The 20,595-nt window shown below is 74.5% G+C and carries 16 protein-coding genes; 9 read left to right on the top strand and 7 right to left on the bottom strand.

From position 1 onward, the window contains the following. Positions 1–299: 299 nt before the first annotated feature. Genes HOP40_RS23755 through HOP40_RS23740 form a run of 4 tightly spaced genes read left to right on the top strand, consistent with a single transcriptional unit; the run spans position 300 to position 4,641 of the window. On the top strand, positions 300–1,595 hold the full coding sequence (locus HOP40_RS23755; RefSeq protein WP_172162111.1) for an extracellular solute-binding protein: 1,296 nt from the start codon (positions 300–302) through the stop codon (positions 1,593–1,595). Next, entirely contained in the window at positions 1,592–2,557 is a 966-nt protein-coding gene (locus HOP40_RS23750; protein ID WP_275691306.1) for a carbohydrate ABC transporter permease, read from the top strand. The genes HOP40_RS23755 and HOP40_RS23750 overlap by 4 nt, the downstream gene beginning before the upstream one ends. Continuing rightward, the gene (locus HOP40_RS23745) at positions 2,558–3,391 is read left to right on the top strand and encodes a carbohydrate ABC transporter permease (protein WP_172162101.1); all 834 of its coding nucleotides are present in this window, start codon (positions 2,558–2,560) and stop codon (positions 3,389–3,391) included. Positions 3,392–3,399: 8 nt separating this feature from the next. After that, positions 3,400–4,641, top strand: coding sequence for an ABC transporter ATP-binding protein (locus tag HOP40_RS23740; RefSeq protein WP_172162099.1), 1,242 nt, complete (start codon positions 3,400–3,402; stop codon positions 4,639–4,641). A gap of 81 nt (positions 4,642–4,722) precedes the next feature. Here the strand turns inward: HOP40_RS23740 and HOP40_RS23735 are convergent, their stop codons facing one another. The 4 genes from HOP40_RS23735 to HOP40_RS23720 form a co-directional block, all read right to left on the bottom strand. Next, positions 4,723–5,916 (bottom strand): protein kinase family protein, encoded by a 1,194-nt coding sequence (locus HOP40_RS23735; protein ID WP_240157240.1) that lies wholly within the window; start codon positions 5,914–5,916, stop codon positions 4,723–4,725. Positions 5,917–5,926: 10 nt separating this feature from the next. After that, on the bottom strand, positions 5,927–6,871 hold the full coding sequence (locus tag HOP40_RS23730; RefSeq protein WP_172162097.1) for a DUF389 domain-containing protein: 945 nt from the start codon (positions 6,869–6,871) through the stop codon (positions 5,927–5,929). 4 nt (positions 6,872–6,875) lie between these two features. Then, positions 6,876–8,666 carry an aspartate--tRNA ligase gene (gene aspS / locus HOP40_RS23725; protein WP_172162095.1) on the bottom strand — a complete coding sequence of 597 codons (1,791 nt, stop codon included), beginning with the start codon at positions 8,664–8,666 and terminating at the stop codon, positions 6,876–6,878. 1,328 nt (positions 8,667–9,994) lie between these two features. Next, positions 9,995–12,007 carry an intein-containing Rv2578c family radical SAM protein gene (locus tag HOP40_RS23720; RefSeq protein ID WP_172162093.1) on the bottom strand — a complete coding sequence of 671 codons (2,013 nt, stop codon included), beginning with the start codon at positions 12,005–12,007 and terminating at the stop codon, positions 9,995–9,997. Between the two features lie 95 nt (positions 12,008–12,102). Here HOP40_RS23720 and HOP40_RS23715 point away from each other — a divergent pair, with 95 nt between their 5' ends. The 3 genes from HOP40_RS23715 to HOP40_RS23705 are packed head-to-tail and all read left to right on the top strand — an operon-like array spanning position 12,103 to position 15,547. Continuing rightward, positions 12,103–12,636: a gluconokinase gene (locus HOP40_RS23715; RefSeq protein ID WP_172162091.1), complete on the top strand. Its 534-nt coding sequence runs from the start codon at positions 12,103–12,105 to the stop codon at positions 12,634–12,636. Next, complete coding sequence (locus tag HOP40_RS23710) at positions 12,636–14,045, top strand: GntP family permease (RefSeq protein ID WP_172162089.1); 1,410 nt, start codon at positions 12,636–12,638, stop codon at positions 14,043–14,045. Before HOP40_RS23715 ends, HOP40_RS23710 begins: the two co-directional genes overlap by 1 nt. Before the next feature lie 50 nt (positions 14,046–14,095). Further along, complete coding sequence (locus tag HOP40_RS23705; protein ID WP_172162087.1) at positions 14,096–15,547, top strand: YibE/F family protein; 1,452 nt, start codon at positions 14,096–14,098, stop codon at positions 15,545–15,547. Here the strand turns inward: HOP40_RS23705 and HOP40_RS23700 are convergent. The 3 genes from HOP40_RS23700 to HOP40_RS23690 are packed head-to-tail and all read right to left on the bottom strand — an operon-like array spanning position 15,544 to position 18,072. Beyond that, positions 15,544–16,116 carry a class I SAM-dependent methyltransferase gene (locus tag HOP40_RS23700; protein ID WP_240157239.1) on the bottom strand — a complete coding sequence of 191 codons (573 nt, stop codon included), beginning with the start codon at positions 16,114–16,116 and terminating at the stop codon, positions 15,544–15,546. The genes HOP40_RS23705 and HOP40_RS23700 overlap by 4 nt on opposite strands. Next, a complete protein-coding gene (hisS, locus tag HOP40_RS23695; protein WP_172162085.1) occupies positions 16,109–17,374 on the bottom strand; it encodes a histidine--tRNA ligase in 1,266 nt (421 codons plus the stop codon). The genes HOP40_RS23700 and hisS overlap by 8 nt, the downstream gene beginning before the upstream one ends. Then, a complete protein-coding gene (locus HOP40_RS23690) occupies positions 17,371–18,072 on the bottom strand; it encodes an MBL fold metallo-hydrolase (RefSeq protein ID WP_172162083.1) in 702 nt (233 codons plus the stop codon). Before HOP40_RS23690 ends, hisS begins: the two co-directional genes overlap by 4 nt. Positions 18,073–18,139: 67 nt before the next feature. On the opposite strand from HOP40_RS23690, the gene HOP40_RS23685 reads away from it, so the two are divergent. Both HOP40_RS23685 and HOP40_RS23680 read left to right on the top strand, forming a co-directional pair. Beyond that, positions 18,140–18,961: a peptidylprolyl isomerase gene (locus HOP40_RS23685; protein WP_172162074.1), complete on the top strand. Its 822-nt coding sequence runs from the start codon at positions 18,140–18,142 to the stop codon at positions 18,959–18,961. A gap of 43 nt (positions 18,962–19,004) precedes the next feature. Further along, a complete protein-coding gene (locus HOP40_RS23680) occupies positions 19,005–20,588 on the top strand; it encodes a carboxylesterase/lipase family protein (RefSeq protein ID WP_172162072.1) in 1,584 nt (527 codons plus the stop codon). Positions 20,589–20,595: the final 7 nt, after the last annotated feature.

Raw genomic sequence — 20,595 nt, 5'->3', positions numbered from 1 at the left:
TATACGACGGTCGGTCACAGTCAGGACTGGAAGCGCTTTCGGGAGAGGTGGGTGATCGATCCGTCCGGACCGCCCCTGTTCCGCTCCAGTGAGCTGCGTCACCCCGGACGTGAGTTATACCGCCGTCCCCGCGCCGACGCATCCGCTGACCGGTGGCACCGAGGGCCGCGACATCCACCCGTTCACGACTCGCCGAAGCCGCCCGCCGGGTCCAGGCTGCTCCCGGGCAGCCCGCGTCGACCGGTCGGCCCAGCGCCGAGCACCACCCCATGATCGACGGTTCGAATCGGAGGAGCAGCATGCGTCAACGACGACGGCGGCGCCTGGGCACCGTGGCGGCGGCCGCGCTCGTCCTGTGCGGCCTGGCCGGGTGCGGCACGGACGACACCGGCCCACCCACCCTGACCTGGTACATCAACCCCGACTCCGGCGGCCAGGCCTCGATCGCCGCCGCCTGCACCGCCGAGGCGGGCGGCGCCTACGACATCGCCGTGTCGACGCTGCCGCGCGAATCGTCCGAGCAGCGCCAGCAGCTCGTCCGACGCCTCGCCGCCGGCGACTCCTCGATCGACATCATGAGCCTCGACCCGCCCTACATCCCGGAGTTCGCACAGGCGGGGTTCCTCGCTCCGGTGCCGCCGGACATCGCCACCGAGGCCACCCAGGGCGTCGCCCAGAGCGCCATCGACGGGGCCACCTGGAACGACCAGCTCGTCACCATCCCGTTCTGGGCCAACACGCAGCTGCTCTGGTACAAGAAGTCGATCGCGCAGGCCGCCGGCCTCGACATGACGCAGCCCGTCACGTGGGACCAGCTCGTCACCGCCGCGCAGGGCCAGCAGACCCAGGTCGCCGCGCAGGGCCGCCGCGCCGAGTCGCTGGTCGTGTGGTTCAACGCGCTGATCCAGTCCGCGGGTGGTGCGGTCATCACGCAGACCGCCGACAAGCCCGAGGACATCCAGCTCGGGCTCGACACCCCGCAGAGCCAGCGTGCGGCCGAGGTCATGAGCGGGGTCGCCAACAGCGGTGTCGTCGGTCCGGCGTTCACCACCGCGGGCGAGGACGAGAGCGTGGCGTCCTTCGAGAGCGGCGACGCCGGGTTCATGGTCAACTGGCCGTTCGTCTGGGGGCGCGCGAAGAGCGGCGTCGAGGAGGGCACGCTCGAGCAGTCCGTCGTCGACGACTACGGCTGGGCCGTCTACCCCGAGGTCGACGCGGGCACGCCGAGCGCTCCGCCCTACGGCGGGATCAACCTGGGTGTCGGCGCGTCCAGCCTCCACCCGGACCTCGCCTACCAGGCCGTCCAGTGCATCACCTCCGACGAGAACCAGAAGGCCTACTTCATCTCCGACGGCAACCCGGCGGCCAGCCTCGCCGTGTTCGAGGACCCGGAGGTCATCGCCGAGTTCCCGATGGCCCCGGTCATCGCCCAGTCGCTCCAGCAGGCCAAGCCCCGACCGCAGACCGCGTACTACAGCGAGGTCTCGGGCAGCCTGCAGCGCGAGTACCACCCGCCGACCGCGGTGTCCCCCGCGACCGGTCCCGACGCCGCCGCCCTGATCCAAGCCGTCCTGTCCGGGGAGGAACTCCTGTGACCACCACCGTTCCTCCGGGCGTGGGGTCGTCGGTCGAGCAACCGGCCGCCCGCCCGACCGGGCTGTCCGACCGGATCCGCGCCGAGCGGCGCCTGGGCTGGATGCTCGCCGGCCCGGCGTTCGCCGTGATGCTGCTCGTCACCGCCTACCCGATCTTCCAGGCGGTCTACGACTCGCTGTTCTCCTACCGCCTCACCGACCCGGGCAACCGCTCGTTCGTCGGCCTGCACAACTACTGGGTCGTCCTCACCGACGCCCTGTGGTGGCAGGCGTTCGGCGTCACCGCGTTCATCACGATCGTCACCGTCGCCGTCGAGCTGGTGCTCGGCTTCGCGCTCGCGCTGGTGATGCTCAAGGCGCTCAAGGGCCTGCGCCCGATCCTGCGGGCGGCGATCCTGCTGCCCTACGCGATCATCACGGTCGTCTCGGCGTTCGCCTGGCAGTTCGCGTTCGACCTGACGTCCGGGTTCGTCAACAGCTGGTTCGCCTGGCTCCCGGGCATCTCGGCCGACACCGACTGGTTCGGCCAGACCGGCACCTCGCTGCTGGTCATCTGCCTCGCGGAGATCTGGAAGACCACGCCGTTCATCTCGCTGCTGCTGCTCGCGGGTCTGGCCCAGGTGCCCGACGTGCTGCAGGAGGCCGCGCAGGTCGACGGCGCCACGTGGTGGCAGCGGATGCGCAAGGTCACCATCCCGAACATGAAGGCCGCGATCATGGTGGCCCTGCTGTTCCGCACGCTCGACGCGTTCCGCGTGTTCGACAGCGTCTTCATCATGACGGCGGGCGCCAACGGCACCGAGACGGTGTCGTTCCTGGCCTACCGCCAGACCATCGCCCGCCTCGAGATCGGGCTCGGCTCGGCGGTGTCGGTGCTGCTGTTCCTGTCGGTCGTGCTCATCGCGTTCGGGTTCATCAAGGGGTTCAAGGTCGATCTGTCGCAGGCCCGGGGGGAGAAGTAGATGTCCACACGTGAACGCACCTGGTGGATCGTCGCCGGTATCGGGATCATCCTCTACGCCCTGTTCCCGATCGCCTGGATCGTGTCGCTGTCGTTCAAGTCGGCGTCCGACATCTCGAACGGGCAGTTCCTGCCGACGGTCTTCACCTGGGAGAACTACGCGCTGATCCTCACCGGGGACGCGAGCGAGCTGTTCCTGCCCGCCCTGCTCAACTCCTTCGGCATCTGCCTGATCGCCACGGCGCTGTCGTGCCTGCTCGCGATGTTCGCGGCGTACGCGATCGCCCGGCTCGACTTCCCCGGCAAGCGGATCATCCTGTCCACCGCGCTGGCCGTGGCGATCTTCCCGGTGATCTCGATCGTCACGCCGCTGTTCAACCTGTGGCGCCAGATCGGGCTGTACGACACCTGGCCCGGCCTGATCATCCCCTACCTCTCGCTGACGCTGCCGATCTCGATCTGGACGATGTCGGCGTTCTTCCGGGAGATCCCCTGGGAGATGGAGCAGGCCGCGCAGGTCGACGGGGCGACCACCTGGCAGGCGTTCCGCAAGGTGATCGTGCCGCTGGCCGCGCCGGGCGTCTTCACCACGGCGATCATCGCGTTCTTCCTGGCCTGGAACGACTTCGTCTACGGGATCTCGCTGACCTCGACCAGTGCGGCGCGTCCCGTGCCCGCCGCGCTCGGCCTGTTCTCCGGCGCGTCCCAGTTCGAGGACCCGACGGGCGGCATCGCCGCGGCGGCCGTGGTCGTCACGATCCCGGTCATCGTCCTCGTCCTGTTCTTCCAACGGCGCATCGTCGCCGGTCTCACCAACGGCGCGGTCAAGGGTTAGGAGAAGTCATGGCTTCGATCGAGATGCGCAACATCGTCAAGAAGTACGGCGACGGCTTCCCGGCCGTCAACGACGTCAGCCTGGACATCGCCGACGGCGAGTTCATGATCCTCGTCGGCCCGTCCGGCTGCGGGAAGTCCACGCTGCTGCGGATGATCGTCGGCCTGGAGGACATCACCAGCGGCGACATGGTCATCGGCGGCACGCGCGTCAACGACAAGGCGCCGCGCGACCGCAACCTGTCGATGGTGTTCCAGAACTACGCGCTCTACCCGCACCTGTCGGTGTACGAGAACATCGCGTTCCCGCTGCGCCTGCAGAACACCCCCGACGACGAGGTGCGCAGGCGCGTCACCGAGGCCGCCGACGTCCTGGAGCTCCACGAGCACCTGGAGCGCAAGCCGGCGAACCTCTCGGGCGGGCAGCGCCAGCGCGTCGCCATGGGCCGGGCGATCGTCCGGTCCGCCGACGCGTTCCTGTTCGACGAGCCGCTGTCCAACCTCGACGCCAAGCTCCGCGGGCAGATGCGCACGGAGATCGCGCGGCTGCAGCGGCGCCTGGGCATCACCACGGTCTACGTCACGCACGACCAGACCGAGGCGATGACGCTGGGCGACCGGGTCTGCGTGCTGCGCAAGGGCCTCATCCAGCAGGTCGCGTCGCCGCGCGAGCTCTACGAGCAGCCCGTCAACCTGTTCGTGGCCGGGTTCATCGGCTCGCCGCCGATGAACTTCCTGCCCGCGACGGTCTCGGGCGGCGGCCTGGACACCCCGTTCGGGCGGATCGAGCTCGACGAGCGGCGCGCGAAGGCCGTCGAGGGCAAGGACCTGCTGCTCGTCGGCATCCGCCCGGAGTACTTCGAGGACGCCTCGCTGGTCGACGAGGCGAAGCGCCCGCTGGGGTCGGTGTTCACCGCGCGCGTCGACGTCACCGAGTGGCTCGGCGACTCGCAGTACGCCTACATCCCCTACGACGCGCCCGAGGAGGTCAACCTCAAGCTCAAGGAGCTCTCGCGCGAGCTCGACTCCGACCAGCTGCGGACGCAGGCCATCGTGTCGATCGACGCGACCAGCCGCATCCGGGAGGGCCGCGACGCCCAGTTCTGGCTCGACAGCCGCAAGGTGCACGTCTTCGACCCGGAGACCGGGGAGAACCTCACCCGTGACGCCGACGCGGGTGCGGAGCTGACCCGCATGGCCACCGAGGACCGCGTGGAGCAGGTCGAGCAGGCGCGCCACTCGGCGAACTGACGACCTGACTGCCTGACGACCGACGGCCGACGACGCGGCGGGTGCCTCCGGGCGCCCGCCGCGTCCACTTTCCTGGGGTTCTCAGGCCACGGAGCGGAACGCCGGGTACACCGGCAGCGACGGCGGGGCATCGACGTGGCGGTCGCGCAGCACGTCGGCGACCGCGATCCCCAGGTCGGCGCTGGCCCGCAGGCCCAGTGCCTCGGCCGACCCGGCCATCTCCCGCCAGTAGTGCGCGAGCACGGTGCTGATCCGGGGCGTGCGGGTCGGGTCGGCGCCCAGCGGGCCGTCGCGCTCGGTGATGCGCGGCAGCAGCCACCACGTGCACAGCCACACCCACAGCAGCTGCGCGTCGAGCAGGCGGCGCTCCAGCAGCTCGACGTCGTCGAGGTCGGGCCACACACCGGCGATCTCGCTGCGCCAGGCGTCGAGCATCGTCGCGGCCATCCCGTGGGGCAGCGCGAAGCTCGCCTCGCAGGCCGGGAACGGCACGCGGAAGTAGGCGGCGTCGAGGACGACGTCGCGGAAGCAGCCCCACTCGAAGTCGACGAACCGGACCCCGCGGCTGGTGACGAGGTTGTTGTCCGGGCAGGTGTCGGACGGGCTGAACGCGCGGTAGCGGGTGCCGCCGAGCAGGCGCGCGGTGTCCTGCGCCTCGTGCCGGGCCGCCTCGGGCACGCGGATCCCCAGCTGCTCCTCGAGCAGCTCGGACACCCCGGCCAGCGCGGCGCGGGCGTCGTCGGCGACCGGGTCGCGCCAGGCCCGCTCCCCCTGGCGGCGCAGCAGGGCGCCGAAGTCGTTCTCCCGGCCCGCGGTGGCCGCCTGCATGCGGCCCAGCGCCCGCGCCCAGCTCAGCAGGCACCGCTTCGCGTGCGCCGGGTCGGGGCCGAACAGGGCGTCGGCGAGGGTGGAGCTGCGCCCGAGGTCCTCCAGCACGAGCAGCCGCGCGACGGGGTCGTGGGCGATCAGCACGGGGCTCGGCCGGGCCTCGGTGGGCAGCGCGGTGAACAGCTGGCAGCTCGCGACCTCGTGGTGGAACGGGTCGGGCAGGCCCGGGTCGGGGTCGGCCAGGTAGTGCTTGACGACGAGCGTGCGCGGCAGCGCGAACGGGTTGCGCGCCACCCGCGCCCGCGCGACGACCGAGCGGTCGCTGCCCCCCAGGTCCTCCGGATCGGCCAGGACGACGCTCGCGCCCGCCCGCCGGGTGAGGAGCCGCTCGGCCGCGGCCAGCGCGGCGAGCACCGGCCTGGGGAAAGCACCCAGGTCGCCGTTCACCGGGCCGACCCTACCCGGTGGACAGCCGCCGCAGGCCGCCCCGACGCGCGCCGGCCGTGCGCCGGGAGGCGACCAGCACCGCCACCGCGGCCAGCACGATCCCGACCACGTTGACGACCAGCTGCAGCACCGACCCCGCCGCCTCGGCGAAGCGCCCCTCCACGAGCGCGACAGAGGCGAACGCCGCCGCGGGCACGGTGGTGACCGAGATGAACACCCCGACCAGCGACGCCGACTTGGCCGACGTGAGCGCCAGCATCCCGGCCGCCCCGGCGAGCAGCGCGACGATGAAGGAGAACCAGCCGACCTGGTAGATGAAGTCGACCTGGTCGAGCGAGTCGAGCGACGTCGCGTCGAGCAGGCCGACGGCGTCGAACAGCAGGGTGGCCGCGGCCGTCACGACCATGGCGAGCGGGAACCCGACGGCCAGCGCGACGGCGCCGCGGCGGACGAGGTCACCGCGGCGCAGCGCGATGCCGACCGCGACCGCGGCCAGCGGCCCGAACTCCGGACCGAGCACCATCGCGCCGACGACCGTGACCGGGGAGTTGGTGATCGCGCCGATCGCGGCGAGCAGGCACGCGACCGTGAGGAAGGTCTGGAAGCTGATCGAGAGCCGGGAGTCCTCCCCGGTGCGCGCCACGACCTCGTCCCAGATCACCGCGTCCTGCGGGTCGCCGGGCACCGCCTCCTCCGCCCGGTCGGCGGCGTCGGACAGCGTCGTGTCGATCGTCTCCAGCGTCACGCCGCCGGTGCCGTCGATGCCGAGCCCGCACAGCCCGTCGAGGACGCGGTCGACGGCCTCGCGGGTGACGTCCGCCTCGACGACGTCCCCCACCGGCTGCAGCGCCACCCCCGCCAGCACGGTGACGTGCGTGGCGCCGGGCTCGGCGAGCAGGAGGTCGCGGACCTCGGCGGTGACCGCCTCCGGGGAGACGACGCGCAGGTGCTGCACCCCGTCAGCGCGCCTCGGTGGGCGCGGGCTTCTTCGGCGGCGCGGCGTCGACGCCGGCCTCCCTGCGCTGCTCCGGGGTGATCGGGGCGGGCGCGGCCGTCAGCGGGTCGTAGCCGCCGCCGGTCTTGGGGAAGGCGATGACCTCGCGGATGGAGTCGACGCCGGCCAGCAGCGCGGTGATCCGGTCCCAGCCGAACGCGATGCCGCCGTGCGGGGGCGGGCCGAAGGCGAAGGCGTCGAGCAGGAAGCCGAACTTCTCCTGCGCCTCCTCCTCCCCCAGCCCCATCAGCTCGAACACGCGCTTCTGCACGTCGGCGCGGTGGATACGGATGGATCCGCCGCCGATCTCGTTGCCGTTGCAGACGATGTCGTAGGCGTAGGCCAGCGCGTTGCCCGGGTCGGTCTCGAACTTGTCGATCCACTCCGTGTTCGGCGAGGTGAACGCGTGGTGCAGCGCGGTCCACTGCCCGCTGCCGACGGCGACGTCGTCGGTCTCCGCGGCGGACTCGAACATCGGGGCGTCGACGATCCACACGAACGACCACGCCGACTCGTCGAGCTGCCCGGTGCGCCGCGCGATCTCTCCGCGGGCCGCGCCCAGCAGCGCGCGGGCGTCCTTCGGGGTGCCGGCGGCGAAGAAGATGCAGTCGCCCGGCTGCGCGCCGACGGCGGCGGCGAGGCCCTCGCGCTCGGTCTCCGACAGGTTCTTGACGACGGGACCGCGCTCGTCGACGGTGCCGTCCTCGCCGATCAGCACGTACGCGAGGCCGCGGGCGCCGCGCTGCTTGGCCCACTCCTGCCAGGCGTCGAGCGCGCGACGGGCCTGCGAGGCGCCACCGGGCATGACGACGGCGCCGACGTAGGGGTTCTGGAACACGCGGAACTGCGTGTCCGAGAAGTACTCCGTCATGTCGGTGAGCTCGATGTCGAAGCGCAGGTCGGGCTTGTCGGAGCCGTAGCGGCTCATCGCCTCGGCGTAGGTCATCCGCCGGATCGGGCGCGGGATCTCGTGGCCGATCAGCTCCCACAGCGCGACGAGGATCGCCTCGGCGAGCTCGATGACGTCGTCCTGCTCGACGAAGCTCATCTCGATGTCGAGCTGGGTGAACTCCGGCTGCCGGTCGGCGCGGAAGTCCTCGTCCCGGTAGCAGCGCGCGATCTGGTAGTACCGCTCCAGCCCGCCGACCATCAGCAGCTGCTTGAACAGCTGCGGGCTCTGCGGCAGCGCGTACCAGCTGCCGGGGCGCAGGCGCGCGGGCACGAGGAAGTCGCGGGCGCCCTCGGGCGTCGACCGCGTCAGGGTCGGGGTCTCGACCTCCACGAAGTCGCGCGCGTCGAGCACCTTCCGGGCGGCCTTGTTGACGGCGCTGCGCAGGCGCATGGCCGACGCCGGCCCGCCGCGGCGCAGGTCGAGGTAGCGGTACTTGAGCCGCACCTCCTCGCCCACCTCGGAGTGCTCGTCGACGGGGAACGGCAGCGGCGCCGACTCCGAGAGCACGGTGAACGACGTGACCGTCACCTCGACCGCGCCGGTCGGCAGGTCGGGGTTCTCGTTGCCCTCGGGACGGGCGACGACCTCACCGGTGAGCTGCACGCAGAACTCCGAGCGCAGCCGGTGCGCCCGCTCGGCCATCTCGCCCTCGCGGAACACGACCTGCGCCGACCCGGAGGCGTCGCGGAGGTCGACGAAGATCACTCCGCCGTGGTCGCGGCGGCGCGCCACCCACCCGGCGAGGGTCACGGACTGTCCGGCGTGCTCGGCACGCAACGTGCCGGCGGGGTGGGATCGCATCACGCGACGAGGCTATCCGGCAGGCCCCGGCGCCCGGCCAGCAGGTTTCCCTACCTCCGCGGCTGCGCGCCGCCGGGTCTGCGGGAGCGGCGGCCCGCGTTCCGCGGAACGCGGGGTGTCGGGCTGCGCACGCCGGCGCCCGCCGTCCGTCGCCCGTGGCGGTCGGCGGGGTGACGGTGTACGGGGTGACGGTGGTGTGCGGCGCGCGGTGGTCCCCCCGGGAGCGCGTTCCGCGGAACGCGGCGGCGGGGTGGGGCCGACCCCGGCTCGCTCCGGCCGCGTTCCGCGGAACGCGCATGCGGTGGCGGGGCCGGGTGGGGCCGGCCCCGGCTCGATTCGACCGCGTTCCGTCGCGTTCCGCGGAACGCGGTGCGGCGCACGTTCCGGCTTCCCGCGCGCGTTTCCTGCTCCCGCGCGCTCCCGGGGCCGCGCGGAAGCCTGATCGGTGCGCGGGAACCTGATCGGCGCGCGGGAACCGCTCACCTGCGCGTTCCGTCACCCCGTCTCGCCGCTCGGCCCTGCGCGTTCCGCGGAACGCGGGTGGCGCGCACCGCGCACCTCTCGGCACTGTCCGTGCGTCCAGCGCTGCGCGGGCTGCCCTGCCCAGAAGGGGCGGCCACCTCGTCCTCGCGCCCGACGTCATCCGCCGGGCCCCGCCGGCCACTTCCCGCGCGCGTTTCCTGCTCCCGCGCGCCCCCGAGACCGCGCGGGAACGTGTTCAGCGCGCGGGAACCTGATTCGCGCGCGGGAACCGCCCACCTGCGCGTTCCGCGGAACGCGGTGTGCCGCGCACCGCCCCCCTTCGGTCTCGCGCCTGCGTTCAGCCGACTGTGAGCGCCGGAGATGCGCCGAACGGGGCGGCCACCAGGTCCTCGCGCCCCGACGTCATCCGCCGGGCCCCGCCGGCCGCTTCCCGCGCGCGTTTCCTGCTCCCGCGCGCCTCCGGGACCGCGCGGGAACGTGTTCAGCGCGCGGGAACCTGATTCGCGCGCGGGAACCGCCGTCGTGGCGGCGCAGGGCGGCGAAGACGGCGGCGCCCACCTGCGTGTTCCGCGGAACGCGGTGTGCGCGCACCGCCCCCCTTCGCGTCGCGCCTGCGTCCAGCCGATCATGAGCTGCCCGGAGATGCGCAGAAGGGGCGGCCACCACGCCCTCGCGCCCCCGACGTCATCCGTGGACCCCCGCCGGCCGCTCCCGCGCGCGTTTCCTGCTCCCGCGCGCCCCCGGGACCGCGCGGGAACGTGTTCAGCGCGCGGGAACCGGGATCGCGCGCGGGAACCGCCCACGCGCGACTTCCCGCCGCCCCGCCCCGCCGCCGCCTGCCCCGCGACTCAGAGGAGGGTCAGCTGCTCGGGCACCTGGAAGGCGGCGCGGGCCAGGTCGGCCGCCCCGCGCACCACCCCCACCTCCGACGCCAGGCCGTGGCGGCGGAGCAGGGGGCCGACGCGGGCGGAGAGGGCGCGGCGGTACTCCGCGTCGACGTAGGAGCCGCGGCGGTAGAGGCGGGCGTAGCGGTCGACCAGGCGGGGGTGCTCGCGGGCGAGCCAGGCCAGGAACCACTCCCGCGTGCCGGGGCGCAGGTGCAGGGCCATGACGCTCGCGCCGGTGGCGCCGGCCGCGCGGATGCGGGCGAGGAGGGCGTCGAGCGCCTCCTCCGAGTCGGTGAGGAGCGGCAGGACCGGCGCCACCATGACGCCGCAGCTCAGGCCGGCGTCGGTGATGCGGCGGACCAGGTCGAGCCGGGCCTCGGGCGAGGGCGTGCCGGGTTCGAGGCGGGCCTGCAGCGGGCGATCGAGCAGGGCGATCGACACGCCCAGCCCGACCGGGACGTCGCGGGCGGCCGCGGCGAGGCGGGGCAGGTCGCGCGTGAGGACGGTGCCCTTCGTCAGCAGGGAGAACGGGGTGCCCGAGCGGGCGAGGGCGTCGATGACGCCGGGCATGAGCCGGTAGCGGCCCTCGGCGCGCTGGTAGGGGTCGGTGTTGGTGCCCATCGCGACCGGCTCGCGCTCCCAGCGCGGGCGGCGCAGCTCGCGGTCGAGCACGCGGGCGACGTTGACCTTGACGACGATCTGGCTGTCGAAGTCGGCCCCGGTGTCGAGGTCGAGGTAGGAGTGGGTGCCGCGGGCGAAGCAGTTGTGGCTGACGACGCCCTCGGCCACGAAGTCGCCGGTGCCGGTGGTGATGTCGTACATCGCCTCGACGCGCCCGGTCGGCTCGACGGCGACGACCTCGGCCGCCACCTCGACCGGCGCCCCCGTGAGGTCGCGGCGGCGGCCCACCGCGGGCCCGGCGACCTGCAGGAACCGCACGAACGCCGCCGGCCCCCCGGTGAGCCGGACGACCCGCTCGCCGCGCTCGGCGCCCTCCATCGCGAAGCCGAACCCGAGCCGGTGCAGCGCCCCGGCGACGCGCCCGACGACCTCCTCGTCGGCGTGGCGGACCCGCAGCTCGCCGTGCGCGACCGCACCCCGCGCGTCGACGACGCCGGCCAGGAACCCGGCGCACCAGTCGTCGCCCGGGTGCTCGGGCCAGCGCACGACCTCCGCGACCGGCGCGATCCCGGCCCGCGGCACGGGCGGCGCGATGCGGCCGTCGACCACTCCCCCGACAGCGGCCAGCACCGGCGCCTCCCGCGCCGCCTCGGCGAGGTAGTGGTGGGCGCGCCCGAGCGCCTCGAGCTCCAGGTGGGCCGAGGGGAAGCAGCGGTCGGGCTCCGCGGGCGTGGGGCCGTCGGCGCGGACCAGCCCGGACAGGTAGCCGCGCCGGTACCCGGGCGTCGGCGAGGCCGCTCGCGCCGCGAACGCCCCCGGCCCCAGCAGCGCGCTGCCGGGACGCAGGCGCGGGCGGCGGCCCGAGCGGCACCAGCCGCCGGTGACGTGGCGCCAGCCCGAGTCGGTGAGGAAGCGGTGCTCGCCGCTCGCGACGATCTCGGTGCCGCCCGACAGGCGCAGCCGGACGGCGGGCTTGGCCGTGGACCAGTGCGCGTGGACGGTGGTGCGCACGTAGCGGCGACGCCCGTCGACCCGCTCGGTGCCCACGACGGCGTCGCCGACGCGCAGCTCCGCGATCGGGCGGGTGGACCCGTCGGCCATCAGCACGCGGGTGGGCCCGGCCAGGCAGTAGACGCAGGCGTGCGAGCACCCGCGGTACGGGTTGACCGTCCACCGGAACGGCACCGGCGACGTGCCGGGCACGCGGTTGAGCGCCGAGCGCGCCTCCACCTCGTGGAACACCGTGCCGGCGAACTCCGGCGTGCGGACCGAGCGCAGCAACCCGCGCAACCCGGGCAGCGCCGCCTCCGCGCCGACCCCGTCGTCCTGGACCTGCTGCCCGCTCCACCGCATGGACCTAGTCGAACACACGTTCGAACGGTTCGGCAAGTGCCGCTTCCGACGGGTCTCGATCAGCGACTGTCGGTGTCGTGCGCCACTCTGCTCCCATGGACCGACGAACGCTGGTGGTGATGGGCGTCTCGGGCGTCGGGAAGACGTCGGTGGCGCAGGAGCTGGTGCGGAGCACGGGGTGGGTGTTCGCCGAGGGCGACGACCTGCACACGGAGGCGAACCGGCAGAAGATGGCGGCGGGGCACCCCCTCGACGACGACGACCGGTGGCCGTGGCTGCGCCGGATCGCCGACTGGATCGGCGAGCACGAGCAGGCGGGCACCGGTGCCGTCATCACCTGCTCCGCGCTCAAGCGCCGCTACCGCGACCTGCTGCGCGACGGGCACCCCTCGGTGTTCTTCGTGCACCTGCTCGCCCCGCCGGACCTGATCGAGCAGCGGATCACCGCGCGGCGCGGGCACTACATGCCGCCCTCCCTGCTGAGCAGCCAGCTCGCCACGCTGGAGCCGTTGGAGCCCGACGAGCCGGGCGTCGGCGTCGAGACCACCGGCGAGCCCTCGGAGGTGGCCGAGCGCGCGCTCGCCGCGCTGGACGCCCCGGTGGCGGCGAGTGCGGAGGAGGAGCGCTGATGGAGGACTTCGTCCCGGTGCACAGCACCGGCGTCCTGCTGCTGATCGCGGTGGCGGCGGTGGCGCTGCTGCTCGTCCTGATCATGGCGCTGCGGCTGCACGCCTTCATCGCCCTGATCCTGGTCAGCCTGCTGACGGCGCTTGTCGCCGGCATCCCGGTCGACGAGGTCGTCCCGGCACTGCTCGACGGTTTCGGCACGACGCTGGCCAGCGTCGCGCTGCTCGTCGGCCTGGGTGCGATGATCGGCAAGCTGCTGGAGGTCACCGGCGGTGCGCAGACGCTCGCCGACACCCTCGTCGCCCGGTTCGGCGAGCAGCGGGCACCCCTCGCCCTGGGCGTCGCGTCGCTGCTCTTCGGCTTCCCGATCTTCTTCGACGCCGGCTTCGTCGTGTTCCTGCCGATCATCTTCAGCGTCGCGCGCCGGTTCGGGGGCTCCGTCCTCACCTACGCGCTGCCCTCGGCCGGCGCGTTCGCCGTCATGCACGCGTTCGTGCCGCCGCACCCCGGTCCGGTCGGCGCCGCCGGGATCCTGGCCGCCGACATCGGCCTGGTGCTCGTGGTCGGGCTGGTCATCGGCCTGCCCACCTGGTACGTCGCGTCGTACTTGTTCGGTCTGTGGAGCGGCCGCCGGTTCGACGTGCCGGTGCCCGACGTCCTCACGGCCGACGCCGACGGCGGGTCGGGCGGCACCCGGACCGACGTCCGGTCCGACACCCGCACGGCGCCGCCGCGGTTCAGCACCGTCCTGCTGCTCCTGCTGCTCCCGCTGGTCCTCATCCTGCTCAACACCGGGTTGAACACGCTCGCGACCGCGGGCGTCATCGACGGCGACACCACGACGGTCGGTGCGCTGCGGCTCCTCGGGCAGACCCCGGTGGCCCTGCTGATCACGGTGCTGGTGGCGCTGTTCGTGCTGAGCCGGGAGCGCTTCACCCGGGCCGAGGCCGAGGAGATCGTCAACTCCTCGCTCGGCCCGGTCTGCGCGATCATCCTCATCACCGGTGCGGGTGGCGCGTTCGGCGGGATCCTGCGCACCAGCGGCATCGGCGACGCGCTCGCCGAGAGCCTGGGCGCCATCGGCCTCCCGGTCATCGTCGCGGCGTTCGTGATCGCCACCGCGCTGCGCGTCGCGCAGGGTTCGGCGACCGTGGCCCTGACGACGACCGCGGGCCTCATCGCGCCCGTCGTCGCCGCCGAGGGGCTCTCCCGGATCGACGTGGCGCTGGTCGTCATCGCGATCGCGGGCGGGTCGACGGTGCTGTCGCACGTCAACGACTCCGGGTTCTGGCTGGTCGGACGCTTCCTCAACATGGACGTGCGCACGACCCTGCAGACCTGGACGGTGATGGAGACCCTCATCGGCGTGGTCGGGTTCGCGCTGGCGTTCGTCGCGAGCCTGATCCTGTAGGCGCGGCGGCCCGGTGGTCCGGGCACGCGCGGCGCGGGGAGGATGGGCCCGTGCCCGGACCCGAGCAGCCCGAACCCGACGCCCCCACCGGGCCGATCCGGGTCGCGACCGGCACGTCCACCGGCGGGCGCCGCCGGCGGTCCGTCGCCGGTCCCGCCCCCGGGACCGCCGCCGGTCCCGTCGCCGGTGCCGTCGCCGGTGCCGTTGCCGGTCCCGCCGCCGGTTCCGTCGCCGGTCCCGCCGCGGAGCCGGCGCCGCCGGTCAACAGTGGGCGGCGCCGCCGCCGGGCGGCGCCCGCCGCGGTCGCGGAGCACGGCCACGCCCCCGCCGCGGGGCACGGCCACGGACACGGACCCGCCGCCCCCGCCGGGCGCCGCGTCCGGATCCTCATCGCCGCCCTGCTCGTGCCCTGCGCCCTGGCCACGCTGGTCGGGGTGGTCCTGCTGTGGCCGGGCACTGCGCCCGTGCCCGCGGCGGCCGCCGCCCAGCAGCCGGTGCAGGGCGAGATCACCGCGGCGCAGGCCACCGACTGCTCCCCCGGCAGCGGCGAGGGCGGGTGCGTCGGGATCGTCGTCCGGATGGCCGACGGGCCGCTCCCGGGCCGCGACCTCGTGCAGATCGTGCCCGTCGAGCCCAGCACCCCGACCTTCGGCGTCGGCGACGACATCGTGCTCGGCTACTCCGGCGGCGACCCCGCCGATCCCGGCTCCTACCAGGTCGTCGACTTCCAGCGCGGCGGAGCGCTCGTCTGGCTCACCGTGCTGTTCGCCGCCGCGGTCCTGGTGCTGGCGCGCTGGCGCGGCCTCGCCGCCCTCGGCGCGCTGGCGCTGACCTTCGTCGTGCTGCTGGCGTTCGTGCTGCCCGCGATCCTCGACGGGCGCGACCCGCTCGCCGTCGCCGTCGTCGGCTCGTGCCTGATCATGTTCGCGGTCCTCTACCTGACCCACGGCCCGTCCGCCCGCACCTCGACGGCGGTGCTCGGCACGCTCGCCTCGCTCGCGCTGATCGGCGTGCTGGGCGCGCTGTTCTCCGCGGCCGCGCGGCTCACCGGGCTCGACGACCAGACGGCCACCCTCATCGCCTCGCTCGGCTCCGGCGTCGACGCCCGCGGGCTGCTGCTCGCCGGTGTCGTCATCGGCGCGCTCGGCGTGCTCGACGACGTCACCGTCACCCAGACCAGCGCCGTCTGGGAGCTCCGCCGGGCCGACCCCGGCATGGCGGCGCCCGCGCTGTTCACCGCGGCCATGCGGATCGGGCGCGACCACGTGGCCTCGGCGGTCAACACGCTGGTGCTGGCCTACGCGGGCGCCTCGCTGCCGCTGCTGCTGCTGTTCTCGCTGTCCGGCCAGGGGCTGGGTGACGTCGCCACGTCCCAGGCGGTGGCCACCGAGATCGTGCGGACGCTCGTCGGCAGCATCGGCCTGGTCGCCTCGGTGCCGATCACGACCGCGTTGGCGGCGGTGGTGGCGAGCCGGGAGAGCCGGGAGGCGCTGGAGGTCTAGGGAGCGAGCGCCACGAGCGACGCCTCCCCGTTCCCCTCCTCCGACGCGAGCACCCTCAGGTGCCCGAACGCCGCCTCCAGCTCCCCGGGCGGGGCCCGGAACGGCCCACCCGAGTCGCCCACCTCCGCCAGCACCGTGACCACGAGCAGGCCGCCGGGCGCCAGGACCTCGACCAGCGCCGGGTAGAGCGCCGGGTCGCGGTAGCGCTGGCAGACCACGACGTCGTAGGGCCCGGAGACCGGCAGCCCGAGGGTGAGGTCGTGCGCGATCCACGTGACGCCGGGGGCGAGCGCCGCGCCCGCCGCCAGCCCGACCGGCGAGACGTCCACCGCGTCGACGGCGAACCCGCGGCCCGCGAGCCACGCCGCCACCGCCCCCCGCCCGCAGGCCACGTCGAGGGCGCGGCCGCCGGCGGGCAGCAGGTGCTCGCGCCCGCGCAGGGCCCCCGGCGGCATCGACGCGCCCGGACCCGCGACGGCGTGCCGGGCGTCCCAGCGGGCGGCGTCGGAGGCCCCGGAGGACCCCGCGGCCCCGGCGGCCCCGGAGGACGAGGGCGGCGTCTCAGCCACCGAGCAGCGACACGAGCTCGTCGACGACGGCGTCGAGCGCCACCGGCCGCTGCTCCCCCGACACCAGGTCCTTGACGCCGACGGTGCCGGCCTCGAGGTCTCGGTCGCCGAGGACGAGCGCGTAGCGCGCGCCGGAGCGGTCGGCCGACTTCATCGCGCCCTTGAGTCCGCGCCCGCCGTAGGAGACGTCGACGCGGACCCCGGCGCGGCGCAGCGCCCCGGCCAGCACGACGAGCCGGCTCTTCGCGGCGTCGCCCAGCGGCACCCCGAACACCTCGACGCGCGCCTCCGACCACGGCGAGACGCCCTCGGCGCGGCAAGCGAGCAGTGTGCGGTCGACGCCGATCCCGAAGCCGACGCCCGACAGCGGCTGCCCGCCGAGCGTCGCCATCAGCCCGTCGTAGCGCCCGCCGCCGCCGATGCCCGACTGCGCGCCCAGCCCGTCGTGGACGAACTCGAACGTGGTCTTCGTGTAGTAGTCGAGCCCGCGCACCATCCGCGGGTTCTCGACGTAGGCGACGCCGAGGTCGTCGAGGTGCGCCTTGACCGCGTCGTGGTGGTCCTTCGCGGCCGCCGAGAGGTGGTGCAGCAGCAGCGGCGCGTCGGCCGTGAGCGCGCGGACCTCGGGGCGCTTGTCGTCGAGCACGCGCAGCGGGTTGACCCGCGCCCGCTCGCGGGTGGCCTCGTCGAGGTCGAGCCGGGACAGGAAGTCGGTGAGCAGCGTGCGGTAGGCGGGGCGGCTCTCCTCGTCGCCCAGCGAGGTGAGCTCCAGGCGGTAGCCGCGCAGTCCCAGCGCCCGGAAGCCCTCGTCGGCGACGGCGATGACCTCGGCGTCCAGGGCGGGGTCGTCGACGCCGATCGCCTCGATCCCCACCTGCTGCAGCTGCCGGTAGCGCCCGGCCTGCGGGCGCTCGTACCGGAAGAACGGGCCCGCGTAGTAGAGCTTGACCGGCAGCCCGGCGCGGTCGAGGCCGTGCTCGATCACGGAGCGGACGACGCCCGCGGTGCCCTCGGGGCGCAGCGTCACCGAGCGCTCGCCGCGGTCGGCGAAGGTGTACATCTCCTTGCTGACGACGTCGGTCGACTCGCCGACACCGCGGGCGTAGAGCCCGGTGTCCTCGAAGACCGGCAGCTCCAGCAGCCCGTACCCGGCGCGCCCGGCCGCCCCGACGAGCGTGTCGCGGACGTGCGCGAACGCGGCGGAGTCGGGCGGGGTGTACTCGGGGATCCCCTTCGGCGCGGCGAACGGGGTCGTCACAGCCCACGCCCCGGCGCCGGCGTGTCGAGGCCCTGCAGGAACGGGTTCGACGCCCGCTCCCGGCCGATCGTCGTGGTGGCGCCGTGCCCGGGCAGGACCAGTGCCTCGTCGGAGCGGGTGAGCAGCTTGTCGCGCAGGCTCACCAGCATCTGCTGGTGGTCGCCGCCGGGCAGGTCGGTGCGCCCGATCGAGCCGGCGAACAGCGTGTCGCCCGCGATGATCACCTCGGCGCCCGCGCCGGCGTCGGCCCCAGACGTCGGGGTGAAGATGACTGAACCGCGGGTGTGGCCGGGGGTGTGGTCGACGCGCAGCGTGAGCCCGGCGAGGTCGAGCGTCGCGCCGTCGGTCATCTCCTCGACCGAGCGCGGCTCGCGCATCTCCAGGCGCCCGCCGAAGAACGCGGCCGACTCCCGGGACAGCCCCTTCATCGGGTCGGCGAGCATCTCCCGGTCCTCCGGGTGGATCCAGGCGGCGATGTCGTGGCCGTCGCAGACCGGGGTGACGCTGAACGTGTGGTCGAAGTGCCCGTGGGTGAGCAGCACGGCGACCGGGGTCAGCCGGTGCTCCGCGAGGAGCGCGTCGAGCTGCTCCACGGCGTCCTGGCCGGGGTCGACGACGACGCACGCCTCCCCCGGACCGGGGGCCACGACGTAGCAGTTGGTCTGGAAGGAACCTGCGGGGAATCCGGCGACGAGCACCCGACCAGCGTAGAGGCCGGTGCCGATCGCTATCGTGTCGGCCGATCGGCGGACACGGAGGAGCACGGTGGCGACCAACCAGATGCGGCGCGAGGCGGCCAAGCGCAAGCTCGAGCGCCAGCAGGAGCGGCGGGCCCAGCAGGCGCAGCGCCGCAGGCGGGTCGCGGTGATCACTTCGGTGGCCGTCGTGGTCGTGGTCGTCGTCGGGATCGTGCTGCTCACGACGCTCACCGGCGGCAGCGACGACACCGCCGCCGCGCCGACGACCGACCCCGCCGCGCCCGCCGAGATCGTCCCGCTCCCGGTGCGTTCGACGCCCCTGCCGAACCCGACCGACTGCGCCTACGTCGCGGGCGGCGAGGCCGCGAAGCCCGCCACGCTCCCGCCCGCCACCGGCGTGTCCGCCGAGGGCACCGTCGGCGTCACGCTGACGACGAGCGCGGGCACCGTGCCGCTGACGCTGGACCGCGCGCTGGCGCCGTGCACCGTCAACAGCTTCGTGAGCCTCGCGCAGCAGGGCTACTACGACGGCACGCCGTGCCACCGCCTCACCACCGCTCCGGGCCTGCAGGTGCTGCAGTGCGGCGACCCGACCGGCACCGGCACCGGCGGCCCCGGCTACACCATCCCCGACGAGGTGTTCCCCGAGCTGACCTACGGCCGCGGCATCCTCGCCATGGCCAAGACGGCGGCGCCGGACAGCGGTGGCAGCCAGTTCTTCATGGTCTTCGGCGACGCCGGGCTGCCGCCGGAGTACACGGCGTTCGGCTCGATCGCGCCCGAGGGCCTCGCCGTGATCGACGGGGTCGCCGCGGCCGGCTCGACGCCCGAGGGCGACGGCCAGCCCACCACCCCCGTCACGATCGACTCGGCCGTCGTCGCCGGCTGACCACCGGCCGCGGTCACCGACCGTGCTCGGGCACGATCGGTGCGTGCTCCCCCGCCCGGTCGTGTGCGCGCTGCTCGCGCTGGCCGTGCTCGCGGTGGCCGGGTGCGGCGGGCCCGCTCCGCTCGACGAGACCGTCCGCGTCGAGCAGGGCGAGCTCCGGGGGCTGCTCGACGGTGACGTCCTGCGCTTCGGCGACGTCCCCTACGCCGCCCCGACCCCGCGCTGGGTGCCGCCGCGCCCGCCCGAGCCCTGGAGCGGCGTCCGCGACGCGACCGGCCCGGGCTCGCGCTGCCCGCAGACCGCCGCGGCGCCCGGCGTCCCGCACGCCACCGCCGCCAGCGCCGACGAGGACTGCCTGACCCTCGACGTCACCGTCCCCGCGGGCACCACCGCCGGCGCCCGCCTGCCGGTGCTGGTGTGGCTGCACGGCGGCGGATTCTCCGCGGGCGCGGGCGCCGACTACGACCCGCGCCGGCTCGCGCGCGCCGGGCTCGTCGTCGTCACCGTCAACTACCGGCTGGGCCCGCTGGGCTTCCTCGCCCTGCCGGAGCTGTCCGGGTCGGGCGCGTTCGGCATCCAGGACCAGCAGGCCGCGCTGGTCTGGGTGGCGCGCAACGCCGCCGCGTTCGGCGGCGACCCGGAGCTGGTCACCCTCGCCGGGGAGTCGGCGGGGGCCGACGGCGTGTGCGCGCAGCTCGCCTCCCCCGCCGCGGGCGGGCTGTTCGCGCGGGCGGTGATGCAGAGCGGCGGCTGCGGCACCGCCAACGTCGTCGACGTCATCGGGCCCGGCACCGGCCCCGTGGGCGACACCTGGAAGGCGCTGCCCGTCGCCGAGGACATGGGCGAGGCGACGGCCGACGCCCTGGGCTGCGACGACGGGCGGCGGGACGACGGGCGGCGGGACGACGGGCGGCGGGACGACGACCGGCTCGCCTGCCTGCGCGCGCTGCCCGTCGAGCGCCTCGTCGGCGTGCCCGGCTACTGGAGCCCCGCGGTCGGCACGCCCACGCTGCCGCGCCGCCCGTCGGACGTGCTGGCGCAGGCGCCGCCGGTGCCGGTGCTCGCGGGCACCGTCCGCGACGAGGGCGTCCTGTTCACCCACGCCTTCCTCCCGACGCTCGACGCGTCGACGTTCCGGACGCTGCTGGCCCGGGCCGCGGGCGACCGGGCGCGGGAGGTCGGCCGCGCCTACGCCCCCGGCGACCGCAGCCCGTCGCGCGCCTGGGCCGACGTCGTCACCGACCGGGCCTACGCCTGCCCCGCGCTCGCGACCTACGACCGCCTCGCCGGCCGCGGCCCCGTGTTCGCCTACGAGTTCGCCGACACCCGCGCGCCCTCGCCGTTCGCCGCGCCCGCCCCCGACCTGGCCGACGGCGTGGTGCACGGCGCCGAGGTCCCCTACCTGTTCGACCTGCGGCCCGGTCCTCCGCTGACCGCCGCGCAGCAGGGCACCGCGACCGACCTGGTGGCGGCGTGGGCGCGGTTCGCCCGCACCGGCGACCCCGGCTGGCCGGCCTGGGGCGCCGGCGGACCGGTCCGGACGATCACCGCGGGCGCGACGAGCGACGTCCCGGCCGCGGAGTTCGCGGCGGCGCACCACTGCGACCTGTGGACCGGCGCGCCCTGAGGGTGGC

Source organism: Pseudonocardia broussonetiae, from assembly GCF_013155125.1.
Classification (GTDB): domain Bacteria; phylum Actinomycetota; class Actinomycetes; order Mycobacteriales; family Pseudonocardiaceae; genus Pseudonocardia; species Pseudonocardia broussonetiae.
This window is presented reverse-complemented; position numbering and strand designations above follow the sequence as displayed.

Excerpts from the sequence above, each read along its gene's own strand:
- HOP40_RS23740 (WP_172162099.1), top strand. The coding sequence starts at position 3,400 with ATGGCTTCGATCGAGATGCGCAACATCGTCAAGAAGTACGGCGACGGC.
- HOP40_RS23755 (WP_172162111.1), top strand. The coding sequence starts at position 300 with ATGCGTCAACGACGACGGCGGCGCCTGGGCACCGTGGCGGCGGCCGCG.
- HOP40_RS23710 (WP_172162089.1), top strand. The coding sequence starts at position 12,636 with ATGGAGGACTTCGTCCCGGTGCACAGCACCGGCGTCCTGCTGCTGATC.
- HOP40_RS23720 (WP_172162093.1), bottom strand. The coding sequence starts at position 12,007 with ATGCGGTGGAGCGGGCAGCAGGTCCAGGACGACGGGGTCGGCGCGGAG.
- HOP40_RS23715 (WP_172162091.1), top strand. The coding sequence starts at position 12,103 with ATGGACCGACGAACGCTGGTGGTGATGGGCGTCTCGGGCGTCGGGAAG.
- HOP40_RS23745 (WP_172162101.1), top strand. The coding sequence starts at position 2,558 with ATGTCCACACGTGAACGCACCTGGTGGATCGTCGCCGGTATCGGGATC.